Source organism: Pseudomonas putida, from assembly GCF_001941965.1.
Taxonomy (GTDB): Bacteria; Pseudomonadota; Gammaproteobacteria; order Pseudomonadales; family Pseudomonadaceae; genus Aquipseudomonas; species Aquipseudomonas putida_L.
Genome location: NZ_MKZO01000012.1, coordinates 398,762 through 412,895, shown reverse-complemented (window position 1 = coordinate 412,895; position 14,134 = coordinate 398,762). Strand labels below are relative to the sequence as shown.

Below are 14,134 nucleotides of genomic sequence, written 5' to 3'. Positions count from 1 at the left end.
CATGAGCCAGGATGACACTCCCGACCTTGCCGCGCCGCAGGCGGACAAGGTGGCGCCGGAGGCAGTGGCGCTGCGCGCCCAGCCGCGTCCAGTCACACGCCTGAACCGGCGCTCGCTGGCCATCCTTGCCGGCGTCCTAGCGGTCGCCGTGCTCGGCGCGCTGATGTGGTCGCTGCAACCTCATCGACGCAGCACAGGCGAGCAGACCGAGCTTTACAACGTCGATCGCGTGTCAAAGTCGGAAGGACTGGATGCGCTGCCGACGGACTATTCCAAGCTGCCGCCGGCGTTGCTGCCTGCCGTTCCCGAACTAGGGCCACCGCTGCCGGGCGATCTTGGCCCGGCTATCGTGAAGTCGCAGCAACCGGCGACGGCTGCCTACGCGGCCCCCGGTCACGACCCGAACGATGCCCTGCGAAAAGAAGCCGAGGCGGCCGCGGCCTCGTCCGTGTTCTTCCGCTCGGGTGGGCAGAATGCGGCGCCGGTAGCGCAGACACAGGTGGCCGCTGCGCCGGGCTTCGCCGCCAATGCGGCGTTTGACCCGCTGGCGGCCGGGCCGGCCTCCACGGCGGCCCAACCTGCTGACCCGACAGCGGTGCAAAACCGGCAAGACCAGAAAGAGGCTTTCATGAAAGCTGGCCCCACTGAAACCCGTAATTCCGGCAATCTGACTCTGCCAATTTCGCCGTATCAGGTTATGGCCGGAACAGTGGTCGCAGGTGCCTTGGTGACGGGCATCAAGTCGGACTTGCCCGGCGACGTGATCGCCACGGTGACGGAGCCGGTCTATGACACAGCCACCGGGCGCTTCCTGCTGATTCCGCAGGGTTCGCGCATCCTGGGCAAATACAACAGCCAGGTCAGCTACGGGCAGAGCCGCGTTCAAGTCGTCTGGAACCGGATCATCCTGCCGGACACGTCTTCGCTCACGCTCGACAACCTGGCCGGCACCGACCCAGCCGGCTATGCCGGGCTGGAGGACGATGTGGACTACCACTGGGGCCGCATCTTTGCCGGTGCGGCACTCACCACGCTGCTGGGCGTCGGTGCCGAGCTGGCCGCGCCGGAGAACCGGCAGGATGGTGATCGCGTCATCATCGCTGGGCGCGACAGCGCGCAGGACAGCATCAATCAGGTCGGCCAGGAGATGACCCGGCGCAACCTCAACATCCAGCCGACCTTAACGCAACGGCCGGGCCTGCCGGTTCGCATCATCGTCAACCGGGATCTGGTGCTGCGGCCGTACCAGCCGCTGTTCTTCAACCGGGGGACTTCACGATGAGCACGACCAAGAAGCTGCGGCTCGGCCCGCTGCCGAAGACCGAGAGCACCAAGCTGACTTTCGTTTGCCCGACCAGCTTGAAAGTCGACCTCGACCGCTACGCCGCGCTACACGCGCAGGCGTATGGCGAGGCCGTTGATGCGGCGACGCTGATCCCGCATATGCTGGAAGCGTTCATGGCGGGGGATCGAGGATTCAGGAAGGGCACGGCGACCCGCAGCACACCACCGAAGCCGCCATGATTGCACCGCATGCTATTCAACGGCATCCATCGAACGCGCAGCCCAGGCTGCGCGTTCTTCATTCTGGATGCCGCCGAGCCTGTTGGGCTATGATGATGCGACAGGCCCGCCGTTCCTCGGCAATCCAGCACTACACAGTGCGATGCGGCTTTCTCTCCCAACGCTCCTATGTCGCTCCTAGCCGACAACGCCGCTCTTCTTCTAAGCGGCCCCGAAAGGAGCTAACCTACTGTCCCATATACGGTTTCAAGTCCTTCTTGATTTGCGCGAAAGAATTGACACCGGCACTTTTTTGAGTGCGCCATTGGACGCAGATGTAGCGCTCATGAATGTTTCTCGTTATTTATTCTTGAAAATCAGGGAAACGGTGCCCATCCGCCCGCACTGGGCGATCGACATTGGAAGGGCAGGGAAGTCTTGATTTGTTGTTGTTATCGCTTGTGCGGTTGATTGACTCGCGGCGGGGGACAAGGCCTAGTATTGTTGATTTTTTTAACACTACAATCGAAAAAAACTGGGTGTTCCAGGTCAGTTTTTATCAACAATTGTCGATGGGAAGAGGCGGCAGCATTGCTTCCGGGAGCCTGAAATGAGTGTCCATTATCCGTCCATCACCGCGCTGCGGGCCTTGGATGCCGTAGCTCGGCTGGGTTCGGTGGCTGAAGCCGCGCAGGCCCTGAGCCTGACCCGCGGAGCCGTCAGCCGAAGCATCACGCTGCTTGAAGAGAGGCTCGATTTCGAGCTGACCGAGCGCTCAGGGCGGGGAATAAAATTGACACCCAGGGGCGAGCAGTACGCCCTCGACATCCGCGAGATCCTCGCTGAATTGCTGCTCGCGGGAAAAAACCGAAATGACGACGTTGTTGCGGGGCGCCTCTGCGTTAGTTGTACGCCGGGGTTTTCCAATTTCTGGCTCTGTCGCTACATCGGCGAGTTCGCCAGGCAGAACCCCAAGGTCCAGTTGCAGATTCTTTCGCCAAGAGCCATGGACGATACCAGTGCAAGCGATGCCGATCTCTTCATCGCTTATGGTACTGGCGACTGGCCTGGACAGGTCAGTGAGCTGTTGATTGCGCTGCGGGACTTTCCTGTTTGCAGTCCGCGCTTGTTCAATAGCATGGGGCGACTCAAGGAGGCTGCGGATCTGGCGTCGTTCCCGTTGCTTCACATGAAGGACTCCGTCGATTGGCGGCGCTGGCTTACAGTGGCTGGTGCAGGGGAGGTCCAGGCGGATGCCGGGGTCATCTTCGCTGATGCAACGTCTGCGATTTCGGCCTGCATCGCGGCACAAGGCGTTGCGATGGGGGATGTTCTGTTATGCGGGGACGCGCTGGATCAAGGAACGCTGGTCCGCCCGTTCGAAATCGAAATTCCGGCCAACCGCAGCTATTACATCGTGGCCGAGCCGGACAGGCTTGAGCGTCCGGTCGTTCGTGCGTTCATTCACTGGTTGAGGGTGAAAGTCGCCGAGAGTACCCAACGTTGACCGCAGGCCAGGGGATCCGGGATGTGAGTCTGCGTAGCCCGACTGAACCTCACCCCAACGGGTGATACCCCCACCACCCCCACCCATGTCACCATCCACCCCAGCGGAACTACTACCCTGGCCGGATGCCTGAAGCCCAGTTCGGACGACGACACACGTGCAGATCGATCAGCTCTCATCACCCCCCTGGTTCGCGGCGATGGCCAAGGTGACCAGTGCCCTTGGCGCGTCCGGATTCGCCACGGCGTTGTTCGAGGCCCTGGCCATGGTCGGCCCGATCAAGGCCACCACCGTCTACCTGTACCCCCGCGAAGGCCTGCCCTCGGCCTGGTTCGAAGGCGACGGCCCCGGCCCCTGGCGTCCGGAAGGCAATGTCCGGCGCTACCTCTCCGGCTTCTACCTGCTCGATCCGTTCCACCAGGCCTGTATCGAGAACACGCCCTCGGGCTGTTATGCCCTGGCCGATGTCGCCCCGGACCATTTCAAACTCAGCGAGTACTACCTGGCCTTCTACCGGCATTCCCACCTCGAGGACGAGATCAACTACATCCTGCAGTTGAACGACGACCTCTGCCTGGCCGTGTCCCTGGCTTTCACCGACGAGTTGGACGAGTCGGTGAAAGCCCGCTTCAAATGCATCAGCCCGTGGATCCTGGCCATGCTGGCCAAGCATTTCGACGGTTACCAGGGCCGTGGCGGACGGGTCGAGAAGGTCTGGGAGCAGCGCGTCCATGCGGCCCTGAGCAACTTCGGTTCCTCCTTGCTGACCGAGCGCGAGTGCAAGATCGCCCAGATGATCCTCCGTGGCCACTCGACCCGTTCCCTGGCCGAACGCCTCGGTGTGTCGGAAGACACCATCAAGTCCCATCGCAAGCACGTCTATGCCAAGCTCGATATCGGCACCCAGTCCGAGCTGTTTTCCCTGTTCATCGATGCCCTGGCCAACGCCCAGGGCGTGCTCGGCCAGGACCCGCTCGAAGGCTATATGAACAAGCGCTAGGTTTTTCCCGGTTCAGTCCGCCATCTGCAATTCCGGCAGCTTGACCCGGAACGCCCGGGTCAGCCCCAGCAGGAACACCACGCCCAGCCCCATCCAGCACAGGCCGATGGTGAAGGACATGCTCGACAGGCTGGTCCACAACCACAGCGTACTGAGGAAGCCCAGCCCCGGAATCACGCCATAGCGCAGGCAGTTCGCCGTGCCGCGCAGTTTCTGGTCGGCCAGGTAGTGCTTGACCACCGCCAGGTTGACCGCCGAGAAGGCGAACAGCGCGCCGAAGCTGATCATGTTGGCGACCGTATCCAGGCTGATCACCAGCGCACTCAACGAGACCAGGCCGACCACCATGATGGCGAAGGCCGGTACGCGCTTTTTCGTTACCAACTGGCCGAAGACACGGGGCAGGGCGCCGTCGCGGCCCATGGCGAACAGCACCCGCGAGACGCTGGCCTGGGAGACCATCGCCGAGGCGAAGCAGCCGGCGACATAAGTGGCGGTGAAGGCGTTGGCGAGGATCTGACCGCCGGCGCTTTTCATCACATCCACCGGCGCCGAGTCGGGGTCGGCGAAGCTGTTCCAGTCCGGGTGCACCAGTTGGGCGAAGTAGGACACCACGAGGAACAGCAGGCCGCCGCTGAGGGACACCGCCATGATCGCCCGGGGAATGCGTCGGGTCGGGTCGGTGGTTTCCTCGGCCAGGGTCGACACCGCGTCGAAGCCCACGAACGACAGGCACAGCACCGCCGCGCCGGCCATGATCGCCGAGCCGCTGAAGCCTTCGTGGTAGAAGGGCGCGGTCAGCGACACGGGCTCGGCCTGGGCCGCCACGCTGTTGATCGACAGCGCGACGAACACCACGATGAACACCAATTGCGCCGCCACCAGGATCCAGTTGACCCGGGTCACCGACTCGATGCCGATCAGGTTGAGGAAGGTCACCACGCTGATCGAGCCGAGCACCCAGACCCAGGCGTGGATGTTAGGGAAGTACTCGGACATGTAGATGCCGATCAGCAGGTAGCTGAGCAGCGGCAGGAAGATGTAGTCGAGCAGCAGGGTCCAGCCGGCCATGAACCCGGCGTGGGCGCCGAAGGCCTTGCGCGTGTAGGTGTAGACCGAGCCGGAGTAGGGATGGGCCTGGACCATGCGCCCGTAGCTGTAGGCAGTGAACAGCATGGCGCCGAGGGTCAGCAGGTAGGCAGTGGGCAGGTGGCCCTTGGTGGTCTGGGCGACCAGCCCGTAGGCGGAAAACACCGCCAGGGGCACCATGTAGGCGAGGCCGAAGAGCACGAGGGCAGTCATGCCCATGGATTTGCGAAAGCGTGAGGTGGAATGCGCAGCGGTTGTAGTTGTTGTATGCATTGCTGACTCCTGAAAACAGTTTCAAAGAGCGACGCGGACCCTGTGGGAGCGGGTCCCTGCGAAGGTTTTAGAGGGAGGAGGGAGCTGGAGGGAATCGCTAAGGGGAACGCAAGGACGGCGGCTTCATGACGTTGTTCTCTTTATTGATCTGGCACGAAGGACAAGGCCACGTTCGGGCCTGGACGGATGCTCCCACAGCCCGATCGGCTGGCGGAATCACCCCTTGGGGTGAGGCGCGGGCATCACCCCGAAGGGTGATTTCGGCGCGGGTCGCACTGGGTCAAGCTCTCCGGGCAGTGCAGTACCCAAACGACAAAAAAGAGGAACACCGTCCATGAACGCGCCTTTCGTCCCCCAGCGCCAGACCCGCGATTACCAGGCTGCCGATGCCGCCCACCACATCCACGCCTTCCTCGACCAGAAGGCGCTCAACGCCGAAGGGCCGCGGGTGATCGTCGGTGGCGAGCGCCTGCACCTGTGGGACAGCGAAGGCAAGCGCTACCTGGACGGCATGTCCGGCCTGTGGTGTACCCAACTCGGCTACGGACGCAAGGACCTGACCGCCGCCGCCGCCGCGCAGATGGACCAGCTCGCCTACTACAACATGTTCTTCCACACCACCCACCCGGCGGTGATCGAGCTCTCCGAACTGCTCTTCAGCCTGCTGCCCACGCACTACAGCCACGCGATCTACACCAACTCCGGCTCGGAGGCCAACGAGGTGCTGATCCGTACCGTGCGCCGCTACTGGCAGGTGGTCGGCCAGCCGAGCAAGAAGATCATGATCGGCCGCTGGAACGGCTACCACGGCTCGACCCTGGCGGCCACGGCGCTGGGCGGGATGAAGTTCATGCACGAGATGGGCGGGCTGATCCCGGATGTCGCGCATATCGACGAGCCTTACTGGTACGCCGAGGGTGGCGAGCTGACCCCGGCCGAGTTCGGCCGTCGCTGCGCGCTGCAACTGGAAGAGAAGATTCTTGAACTGGGTGCCGAGAACGTCGCCGGCTTTATCGCCGAGCCGTTCCAGGGCGCGGGCGGGATGATCTTCCCGCCGGAAAGCTACTGGCCGGAAATCCAGCGCATCTGCCGGCAGTACGATGTGCTGCTGTGTGCCGACGAAGTGATCGGTGGTTTTGGTCGCACCGGCGAATGGTTCGCCCATGAATACTTCGGCTTCGAGCCTGACACCCTGTCGATCGCCAAGGGCCTGACCTCGGGTTACGTGCCGATGGGTGGCCTGGTGCTGAGCAAGCGTATTGCCGAGGCGCTGGTCGAGCGCGGTGGTGTGTTTGCCCACGGCCTGACCTATTCCGGGCACCCGGTGGCGGCGGCGGTGGCCATCGCCAACCTCAAGGCGCTGCGCGATGAAGGCATCGTGCGTCAGGTCAAGGAAGATACCGGGCCGTACCTGCAACGCATCCTGCGCGAGGTGTTCGAGAATCACCCGCTGATTGGCCAGGTGCAGGGGGCGGGGCTGGTGGCGGCGTTGCAGTTCGCCGAGGACAAGGGCAGCCGCAAGCGCTACGACAACGAGAACGACCTGGCCTGGCAGTGCCGGACCTATGGTTTCGAGGAGGGAGTGATCATCCGTTCGACCCTGGGGCGGATGATCATGGCGCCGGCGTTGATCGCCAACCACAGCGAATTGGATGAGCTAGTGGAGAAGACTCGTCGGGCGGTAGATCGCACGGCGCAGGCCTTGGGCAAACTCTAAGATCCGAGGGACACCGCAGACCCCTGTGGGAGCTGGCTTGCCAGCGATTGGGCCCGGCCTGGCAACATCATTGCCTGTGCCGACCTCATCGCTGGCAAGCCAGCTCCCACAGGGTCTGCGTTAATCCACTGATGGCACTCCACCCAGCGCCTGATTCACCGCCAACCACCCCATCACCGCCTCTTCCCCCGCCTCATCGAACGCCCGCTCCAGCAGCTTCACCTGCTCCTTGCGCAACATCTGCTCCAGCTTCACCCCCTCCGCCGTCAGTTCCAGCAGACGCTTTCGCTTGTCGCTCTCGGACGCCACGCTGTTCACCAGATGCATCTCCATCAACTGCCGCAGCGGTGTGTTCAGTGCCTGCTTGCTCACCCCCAGCACCCCCAGCAGTTCCTTGACGCTCAGGTTCGGATAGCGGGCGATGAAGAACACGATGCGCTGGTGCACCCGACTCAAGCCCCGGCGCTCCAGCATCTCGTCCGCCTTGCCGGTAAAGGCCAGGTAGCCGAAGAAAAAGGCTTCCATGGCCATCTGCTGCGCGGCGGTGTTTTTTAGGTCAATCATGTTGACACTTCCTGAGAGGCTGACGTAATTTCGGTCAAGCATTTTGACTTATTTACCCACGCCTCGCCATTGGTGCCGCCCATGCCTTTCTCCGAACGTGCTTCCCGCCTCAAAGGTTCCCTGATCCGTGAAATCCTCGCCGCTGCCCAGCGTCCGGAAGTGATGTCCTTTGCCGGCGGGCTGCCGGCCGAAGCCATGCTGCCGGCGGTGGACTGGAGCGCCATGCCGGTGTCCATGGGCCAATACGGCATGAGCGAAGGCGAGCCGGCGCTGCGCGAGGTGCTGGCCGCCGAGGCGCGGGCGCTGGGCATCCCCTGCGAGGCGAGCCAGGTGCTGGTGGTCAGCGGTTCGCAACAGGCCCTGGACCTGGCCGGCAAGCTGTATATCGACAAGGGCACCGAGATCCTTCTGGAAGCGCCGACCTACCTGGCGGCATTGCAGATCTTCCAGTTCTTTGGCGCCGACTGCATCTGCGTCCCGCTGCACGCCGACGGCCCCGACCTGGCCGCCTTGCGCGACCGCCTGGAGCAGCACCGCCCGGCCTTCATCTACCTTATCCCGACCTTCCAGAACCCGTCCGGCGTCTGCTACAGCGAGGCAAAACGCGATGCCGTCGCCGCGCTGCTCGACGAGTTCGGCGTGACCCTGATCGAGGACGAACCCTACCGCGAACTGACCTTCGATGGCGTCAATGCGCGCCCCATCGTCAGCCGCCTGCAGCGGGCGAGCTGGATCTACACCGGCACCGTGTCCAAGACCCTGCTGCCGGGCCTGCGGGTCGGCTACCTGATCGCCAGCCCGGACCTGTTCCCACACCTGCTGCGTCTCAAGCAGGCGGCCGACCTGCACACCAACCGGGTCGGCCAGTGGCAGGCCCTGCAATGGCTGGGCACTGACCGGCTCAAGCAGCACCTGGGCGAACTGCGCAGCTACTACCGCGTGCGCCGCGATGCGTTCCAGTCAGCCCTGGAAACCCACTTCGCCGACCTCGCCGAATGGAACCTGCCCAGCGGCGGCCTGTTCTTCTGGCTGACCCTCAAGCAGCCGCTGGATACCCGCAAGCTGCTCGACGCCGCCCTCGCGGTCGATGTCGCGTTCATGCCCGGCGAGCCGTTCTTCCCGGACCCGGAGGCGAACCACGGCCACTTGCGGCTGAACTTCAGCCATGTCGATCCCGCACTGCTGGACGAAGGCCTGCGCCGTCTGGCGCAGGTGATACGTGCAGCAACGGATAGCGCACCGGCTGCAACGCCGGCCCCGGTCGCAGCGCTTGCCAGTGCCGGGCAAGACTGACCCCGGTCAGCGGATGCAGCAGCCCGGGCGCCAGCAGTTGCAGCGGGTAGAGCACGAAGGAGCGGGTCAGGATTTCGCCGCGGGGCAACTCGACACCGTCAACCACGCCCCGCAGGTCATCGAACAGCAGCAGATCGATATCCAGCGCGATCAACTGCTGCCGGCTCCTGTCCCGTCCGTGCAGGTGCTCGATCTCCTTGAGCCAGGCAATCAGCTCGCCCACCGACAGCGTGGTCAGCGCCGACACGACAAGGTTGTAGAAGGGCGGCTGGTCGCCCTCCAGGGAGACGCTTTCATACATCGGCGAGCAGCGGATCTCCCGCAGGTGCTCATCCAGCATGTGCAGGGCGATCTGCAGGTGCGTCTCCCGTTCCACGTTGCTGCCAAGGCCGAGAAAAATCCGATGCTGGGTCATGCGTGGGGTCACCGTCAGATGAAGTAATCGAGTACCAGGGTCGCCAGCAGGGCGACGATGGAGGCCACCACGGTACCGCCGGTGAACTTCTTCAGCGCTTCCGAGAGCGACACGTTCAGGTACTCCTTGACCACCCAGAACGCCGAATCGGTGACATGGGCCCAGCCGATGGAGCCGGCACCGATGGCGATCACCAGGATCTCCGGCTTGAGGTGCGGGTCGGCCGCCAGCATCGGGTTGATCATGCTCGCGGCACTGACCATCGCCACCGTGGCCGAACCCACCGCGAAGTGCATCAGCCAGGCAATGAACCAGGCGAGGATGATCAGGTTGATATCGGTCCCGGCCAGCAGCCCGGAGATCGCCTTGCCCACGCCGCTTTCGATCAGCACCGCATTGAAGGCGCCACCGGCACCGATGACGAAGATGATATTGGCCAGCGGCGGAAAGCTGCGCTGGGTGACCTCCAGCAACTGCGCCATGCTCCGCCCCTGGCGCAGGCCGAGGGACCAGTAGGCGAAGGCCACCGAGATCAGCAGGGCGGTCAGCGGGTTGCCGACGAAGCGCGCCACATGCTGGACCGGCGAGGTCTCGGGCAAGCCGGCGGTGGCGGTCTTGAGCACCATCAGCAGCAGGGGCAGGGCGATGGTGAACAGGGTGATGCCGATCCCCGGCAGCGCGCGATCACTGGCGACCCGCGCACCATGGGATTGCAGGAACACCTGCTGCGCTTCGCTCGCCTGGCGGCCGCAGCACAGGCTGACCCAGATCGGCCCGGCGACGATCATGGTCGGGATGCCGACCAGCAAGCTATACAGGATCACCATGCCGACATCGGCATGCAGCATCCCGGTGATCGCCATGGCCGCCGGGTGCGGCGGCAGGATGCAGTGGATGGTCAGCAGGGAAATGGCCAGGGGGATGCCGAGGTACATCAGGTTGATCCGGGTTTCCCGGGCGACCACGTAGACCAGCGGAATCAGCAGGACGAAACCCACTTCGAAGAACACCGGGATCCCGGCGATGGCGCCGACGATGGCCATGACCCAGTGGGCCCGGGTCGAGCCGAGTTTCGCCAGCAGGGTCTTGGCCAGGCGTTCGGCGCCGCCGGACTCTTCGAGCATTTTCCCGAGGATGCCGCCCAGGCCGATGATCGCGATCAGGAAACCGAGGGTGCCGCCGAAGCCGGCCTCGAGGGATTTGACGATGGTGGCCGGTTCCATGCCCGAGCCGAAACCGACCACGAAGCAGGCGATCACCAGGGCGATGAAGGCGTGCAGGCGGACTTTCATGATAAGGAAGATGATCAGTGCAATGGAGGCGAACAGCACCCCCAGCAGCCAGGTAGTCTCTTGCATGTCGAGGTCTCGCACCTTGTTGTTTTTTTGGTGCAGCGACGCCGGTTCGGCCTGTCGCCGTGATCCGGCGTGAATGAGGGGCCTCCCGGAGCGGAACTCCGGGAGGGGTGTTGCACCTGCTTGGGTTTGGTCAAACACGCAGGCACCAGGATTGACGCGCAGGCGTCAACCGATGGTCTCGGACGAATAGGAATCCGGCGAAGGCGGGAACACGATGGTCTTGTTCTCGTTGAGGAACACCCGGCCATGCACATAGGCGTGGATGGCCCGGGCCAGCACCTGGCTCTCCACGTCGCGGCCCAGCGACACATAGTCGTCCGGGCTCTGGGCGTGGGTGATGCGGACGATGTCCTGCTCGATGATCGGGCCTTCGTCGAGGTCGGCGGTGACGAAGTGCGAGGTCGCGCCGATCAGCTTCACCCCGCGGTCGAACGCCTGCCGGTACGGGCTGCCACCCTTGAACGAAGGCAGGAACGAGTGGTGGATATTGATGATCCGCCCCGACATTTGCTGGCACATCTCGTCGGAGAGGATCTGCATGTAGCGCGCCAGCACGATCAGCTCGGCGCCGGTGTCGCGGACGATGCGCATCTGCTCGGCTTCGGCCTCGGCCTTGTTCTCCTTGGTCACCTTGATGTGGTGATAGGGAATGCCATGGCCCTCGACCACTTTCTGGAAGTCCAGGTGGTTGGAGATCACCCCGACGATATTGATCGGCAGCACGCCGATGCCCCAGCGGTACAGCAGGTCGTTCAGGCAGTGGCCGAAGCGCGAGACCATGAGGATGACCTTGCGCTTGGTGCGTTCGTCGAAGAACTCGTAGTCCATCCGGTACTTCGTGGCGATCTCGCGGAATTCGTTGTCCAGGTCCACCAGCGAGCGGCCTTCCTCGGAGCGGAAGGTGATGCGCATGAAGTAGCGCCGGGTGCTTTCGTCGTCGAACTGCGCGCTGTCGCGGATATTGCAGCCGCGCCCGGAGAGGAACGCGGTGATATCGGCGGTCACCCCGCGGATCGAAGGGCAGCTCACGCGCAGGACGTAGTTGGGTTTGTTCTGGCTCATCGGGGTCACCTTAAACGGCTGCGGCGGCGGGTTGGGTTACGAGGGGGTGCTGGCGCTTGAACGCGGTCACGGTATTGGCCAGCAGGCAGGCGATGGTCATCGGGCCGACACCACCGGGCACCGGGGTGATCGCGGCGGCATGCCCGGCTTCGGCGAAGGCCACGTCGCCGACAATGCGCGAGCGACCGTCGCGCTCGATGCGGTTGATGCCGACATCGATCACCACCGCGCCCGGCTTGATCCAGTCGCCCTTGACCAGCTCCGGACGGCCCACGGCGACCACCAGGATGTCGGCGCTGCGGCACAGGGCCGGGACGTCGCGGGTCTTCGAGTGGGCCACGGCCACCGTGCAGTTCTCGGCCATCAGCAACTGGGCCATGGGCTTGCCGACGATATTGGACTTGCCCACCACCACCGCATTCAGGCCGGACAGGCTGCCCAGGCGATCCTTCAACATCAGCAGGCAGCCCAGCGGCGTGCACGGCACCAGGGCGTCCTGGCCGGTGGCCAGGCGACCGGCATTGAGAATATGGAAGCCATCCACGTCCTTGTCCGGATCGATGGCGTTGATCACCGCGTTGCTGTCCAGGTGCGCCGGCAGCGGCAGTTGCACGAGGATGCCGTTGACCTCGCTGGCGGCGTTCAGCTGCGCCAGCAGGTCCATCAGTTCGGCCTGGCTGGTGCTGGCCGGCAGGCGGTGGACGAAGGACTGCATGCCGACGGCCAGGGTCTGGCGGTGCTTGGCGCTGACATAGACCGCGCTGGCCGGGTCTTCGCCCACCAGCACGACGGCCAGGCCCGGGGTGATGCCGGTGCGTGCCTGCAAATCGCGGACATCGTCGGCCAGGCGTTCGACCAGATCGGCGGCAAAGCCTTTGCCGTCGATGCGTTCGGCCAGGAAGGGTGTGTTCATGGAGCGTTACCTCGACATCGTTATTGTTCTTGGCGGGGCGCAGGTGCTGCGGTTCAGTCGCCGGCCACCAGGGCGGCGCCACGTTGCAGGAACTGCTGGAACTGCTCTTCGGGCACGAAGGCGCCGCCGGTGGTCCACACCACATGGGTGGCGTTGGCGAGCTTGCCGCTCAGGCCCCGGGCCTGCTGATAGGCCAGGCCACGCGGGCTGCGCACGATGAACTGCGGCCCGGCGAAACCGGCGGTGGCGGACGGCTCCAGGCGGATCGCCTGGGTGGTCTCGGCCATCCACAGCCAGCGGAACAGATCGTCGTCGGCCACGGTGAAGACCCCGGCCAGCAGCGGTTTCATCACCTCGGCGACGAAGGCCGACATGCGTGCCACGGCCATGCCGTCCGCCTCGGTGCGGTTGTTCAGGCCGACGTCGTAGACCGAGACCAGCTCCTCGGCGCCGCTCATCATGTGCACCAGGGCGCAGGGCGACTGCACCGGCTCGACGAAGAAGGTGTGGGCGGCATCGCCGAAGATCGCCTTGAGCCCGTAGGCCACGCCGCCCGGCGCGCCGCCGATACCGCAGGGCAGGTAGATGAACAGCGGATGCTCGGCGTCCACCTGCACCCCGGCGGCAGCCAGTTGCGCTGCCAGTTCGCTGGCGGCCGCGCTGTAGCCGAAGAACAGCATCTGCGAGCGCTCGTCATCGACGAAATAGATGCTCGGGTCGGCCTCGGCATCCACCCGGGCATGCTCCACGGCGGTGGTGTAGTCGGCCTGGTGGCGGACCACTTCCACGCCCAGGCGGGTCAGGCGATCGACCTTCCATTGCTTGGCATCGGCGGACATGTGCACCACGGCGCGGAAGCCCAGGGCACGGGCGGCGATACCGACGCTCAGGCCCAGGTTGCCGGTGCTGCCGACGGCGATGGTGTGCTGGGCGAACAGTGCCCGGGCCTGCTCGCCGGCCAATACGGTGATATCGCCACCCGGGGTGAGGATGCCCCGTTTTTCGGCCATCTTGCGGGCATGCATGAAGACTTCGTAGACGCCGCCACGGGCCTTGATCGAACCGGCCACGGGCAGGTCGCCGTCGGCCTTGACGAACACGCGACCGTAGTCGGCGTCCTGGTAGCCGAGGGCTTCGCGCAAGGCCTTGGCCTCGATCAGTTGCGACTGGATGCGGCCCCTGGCGGCGGCCAGTTCCGGGAAGCAGCGTTGCAGCAGCGGCGCCAGGGCCTGCCAGTTGTGCTCGGCTTCGTCGACCTGGGCGGCGCGCACCGGCAGGGCCGGGTCGGCGATGCCGTTGTCCTTCAGGCCGGGGTTCAGCCACAGCGCCGGGCGTGCGGCCAGGACGTCTTCGCGGGCGGGATCATTGGGGAGTTCGACGCTCATCGTTGTTTTCCTGAAGCAGGGGAGAGTGCGGCGGGCACCATGGCCGGTGCCCGCC

Annotated in this window: 12 protein-coding genes and 1 pseudogene; 6 read left to right on the top strand and 7 right to left on the bottom strand. The window is 64.5% G+C overall.

The window, feature by feature from the left end; all coding sequences use genetic code 11:
• Position 1 precedes the first annotated feature (1 nt).
• The 4 genes from PSEMO_RS08925 to PSEMO_RS08910 all read left to right on the top strand — a co-directional run bounded on the left by PSEMO_RS08925 (position 2) and on the right by PSEMO_RS08910 (position 4,010).
• Positions 2-1,282 carry a TrbI/VirB10 family protein gene (locus tag PSEMO_RS08925; RefSeq protein WP_003092274.1) on the top strand — a complete coding sequence of 427 codons (1,281 nt, stop codon included), beginning with the start codon at positions 2-4 and terminating at the stop codon, positions 1,280-1,282.
• Positions 1,279-1,524: a DUF2274 domain-containing protein gene (locus tag PSEMO_RS08920; protein WP_000108283.1), complete on the top strand. Its 246-nt coding sequence runs from the start codon at positions 1,279-1,281 to the stop codon at positions 1,522-1,524. The genes PSEMO_RS08925 and PSEMO_RS08920 overlap by 4 nt, the downstream gene beginning before the upstream one ends.
• Before the next feature lie 589 nt (positions 1,525-2,113).
• A complete protein-coding gene (locus PSEMO_RS08915; protein ID WP_075802746.1) occupies positions 2,114-3,010 on the top strand; it encodes a LysR substrate-binding domain-containing protein in 897 nt (298 codons plus the stop codon).
• Between the two features lie 199 nt (positions 3,011-3,209).
• On the top strand, positions 3,210-4,010 hold the full coding sequence (locus PSEMO_RS08910) for a helix-turn-helix domain-containing protein (RefSeq protein ID WP_075802745.1): 801 nt from the start codon (positions 3,210-3,212) through the stop codon (positions 4,008-4,010).
• A 12-nt stretch (positions 4,011-4,022) separates the two neighbouring features.
• On the opposite strand, the gene PSEMO_RS08905 is transcribed toward PSEMO_RS08910, so the two are convergent.
• On the bottom strand, positions 4,023-5,372 hold the full coding sequence (locus tag PSEMO_RS08905; protein WP_075802744.1) for an APC family permease: 1,350 nt from the start codon (positions 5,370-5,372) through the stop codon (positions 4,023-4,025).
• A 334-nt stretch (positions 5,373-5,706) separates the two neighbouring features.
• Here PSEMO_RS08905 and PSEMO_RS08900 point away from each other — a divergent pair, with 334 nt between their 5' ends.
• The gene (locus PSEMO_RS08900) at positions 5,707-7,089 is read left to right on the top strand and encodes an aspartate aminotransferase family protein (protein WP_075802743.1); all 1,383 of its coding nucleotides are present in this window, start codon (positions 5,707-5,709) and stop codon (positions 7,087-7,089) included.
• A 120-nt stretch (positions 7,090-7,209) separates the two neighbouring features.
• Here the strand turns inward: PSEMO_RS08900 and PSEMO_RS08895 are convergent, their stop codons facing one another.
• Positions 7,210-7,653 carry a MarR family winged helix-turn-helix transcriptional regulator gene (locus PSEMO_RS08895; protein ID WP_075802742.1) on the bottom strand — a complete coding sequence of 148 codons (444 nt, stop codon included), beginning with the start codon at positions 7,651-7,653 and terminating at the stop codon, positions 7,210-7,212.
• An 81-nt stretch (positions 7,654-7,734) separates the two neighbouring features.
• Between PSEMO_RS08895 and PSEMO_RS08890 the strand changes: the two genes are divergently transcribed.
• Positions 7,735-8,946, top strand: coding sequence for an aminotransferase-like domain-containing protein (locus tag PSEMO_RS08890; RefSeq protein ID WP_075802741.1), 1,212 nt, complete (start codon positions 7,735-7,737; stop codon positions 8,944-8,946).
• A gap of 37 nt (positions 8,947-8,983) precedes the next feature.
• Here PSEMO_RS08890 and folK read toward each other — a convergent pair.
• The 5 genes and pseudogenes from folK to PSEMO_RS08865 form a co-directional block, all read right to left on the bottom strand.
• A pseudogene (gene folK / locus PSEMO_RS33765) lies at positions 8,984-9,361 on the bottom strand (2-amino-4-hydroxy-6-hydroxymethyldihydropteridine diphosphokinase); the annotation flags it as partial.
• Between the two features lie 14 nt (positions 9,362-9,375).
• Positions 9,376-10,719 carry a GntT/GntP/DsdX family permease gene (locus PSEMO_RS08880; RefSeq protein ID WP_075802739.1) on the bottom strand — a complete coding sequence of 448 codons (1,344 nt, stop codon included), beginning with the start codon at positions 10,717-10,719 and terminating at the stop codon, positions 9,376-9,378.
• A 165-nt stretch (positions 10,720-10,884) separates the two neighbouring features.
• The gene (gene purU / locus PSEMO_RS08875; protein WP_075802738.1) at positions 10,885-11,781 is read right to left on the bottom strand and encodes a formyltetrahydrofolate deformylase; all 897 of its coding nucleotides are present in this window, start codon (positions 11,779-11,781) and stop codon (positions 10,885-10,887) included.
• A gap of 10 nt (positions 11,782-11,791) precedes the next feature.
• Positions 11,792-12,694, bottom strand: a complete 903-nt coding sequence (gene folD, locus PSEMO_RS08870; protein ID WP_075802737.1) for a bifunctional methylenetetrahydrofolate dehydrogenase/methenyltetrahydrofolate cyclohydrolase FolD — start codon at positions 12,692-12,694, stop codon at positions 11,792-11,794.
• A 53-nt stretch (positions 12,695-12,747) separates the two neighbouring features.
• A complete protein-coding gene (locus PSEMO_RS08865; protein ID WP_075802736.1) occupies positions 12,748-14,079 on the bottom strand; it encodes a D-serine ammonia-lyase in 1,332 nt (443 codons plus the stop codon).
• Positions 14,080-14,134 lie beyond the last annotated feature (55 nt).

Excerpts from the sequence above, each read along its gene's own strand:
- PSEMO_RS08925 (WP_003092274.1), top strand. The coding sequence starts at position 2 with ATGAGCCAGGATGACACTCCCGACCTTGCCGCGCCGCAGGCGGACAAG.
- PSEMO_RS08920 (WP_000108283.1), top strand. The coding sequence starts at position 1,279 with ATGAGCACGACCAAGAAGCTGCGGCTCGGCCCGCTGCCGAAGACCGAG.
- PSEMO_RS08915 (WP_075802746.1), top strand. The coding sequence starts at position 2,114 with ATGAGTGTCCATTATCCGTCCATCACCGCGCTGCGGGCCTTGGATGCC.
- PSEMO_RS08910 (WP_075802745.1), top strand. The coding sequence starts at position 3,210 with ATGGCCAAGGTGACCAGTGCCCTTGGCGCGTCCGGATTCGCCACGGCG.
- PSEMO_RS08905 (WP_075802744.1), bottom strand. The coding sequence starts at position 5,372 with ATGCATACAACAACTACAACCGCTGCGCATTCCACCTCACGCTTTCGC.
- PSEMO_RS08900 (WP_075802743.1), top strand. The coding sequence starts at position 5,707 with ATGAACGCGCCTTTCGTCCCCCAGCGCCAGACCCGCGATTACCAGGCT.
- PSEMO_RS08895 (WP_075802742.1), bottom strand. The coding sequence starts at position 7,653 with ATGATTGACCTAAAAAACACCGCCGCGCAGCAGATGGCCATGGAAGCC.
- PSEMO_RS08890 (WP_075802741.1), top strand. The coding sequence starts at position 7,735 with ATGCCTTTCTCCGAACGTGCTTCCCGCCTCAAAGGTTCCCTGATCCGT.
- PSEMO_RS08880 (WP_075802739.1), bottom strand. The coding sequence starts at position 10,719 with ATGCAAGAGACTACCTGGCTGCTGGGGGTGCTGTTCGCCTCCATTGCA.
- purU (WP_075802738.1), bottom strand. The coding sequence starts at position 11,781 with ATGAGCCAGAACAAACCCAACTACGTCCTGCGCGTGAGCTGCCCTTCG.
- folD (WP_075802737.1), bottom strand. The coding sequence starts at position 12,694 with ATGAACACACCCTTCCTGGCCGAACGCATCGACGGCAAAGGCTTTGCC.
- PSEMO_RS08865 (WP_075802736.1), bottom strand. The coding sequence starts at position 14,079 with ATGAGCGTCGAACTCCCCAATGATCCCGCCCGCGAAGACGTCCTGGCC.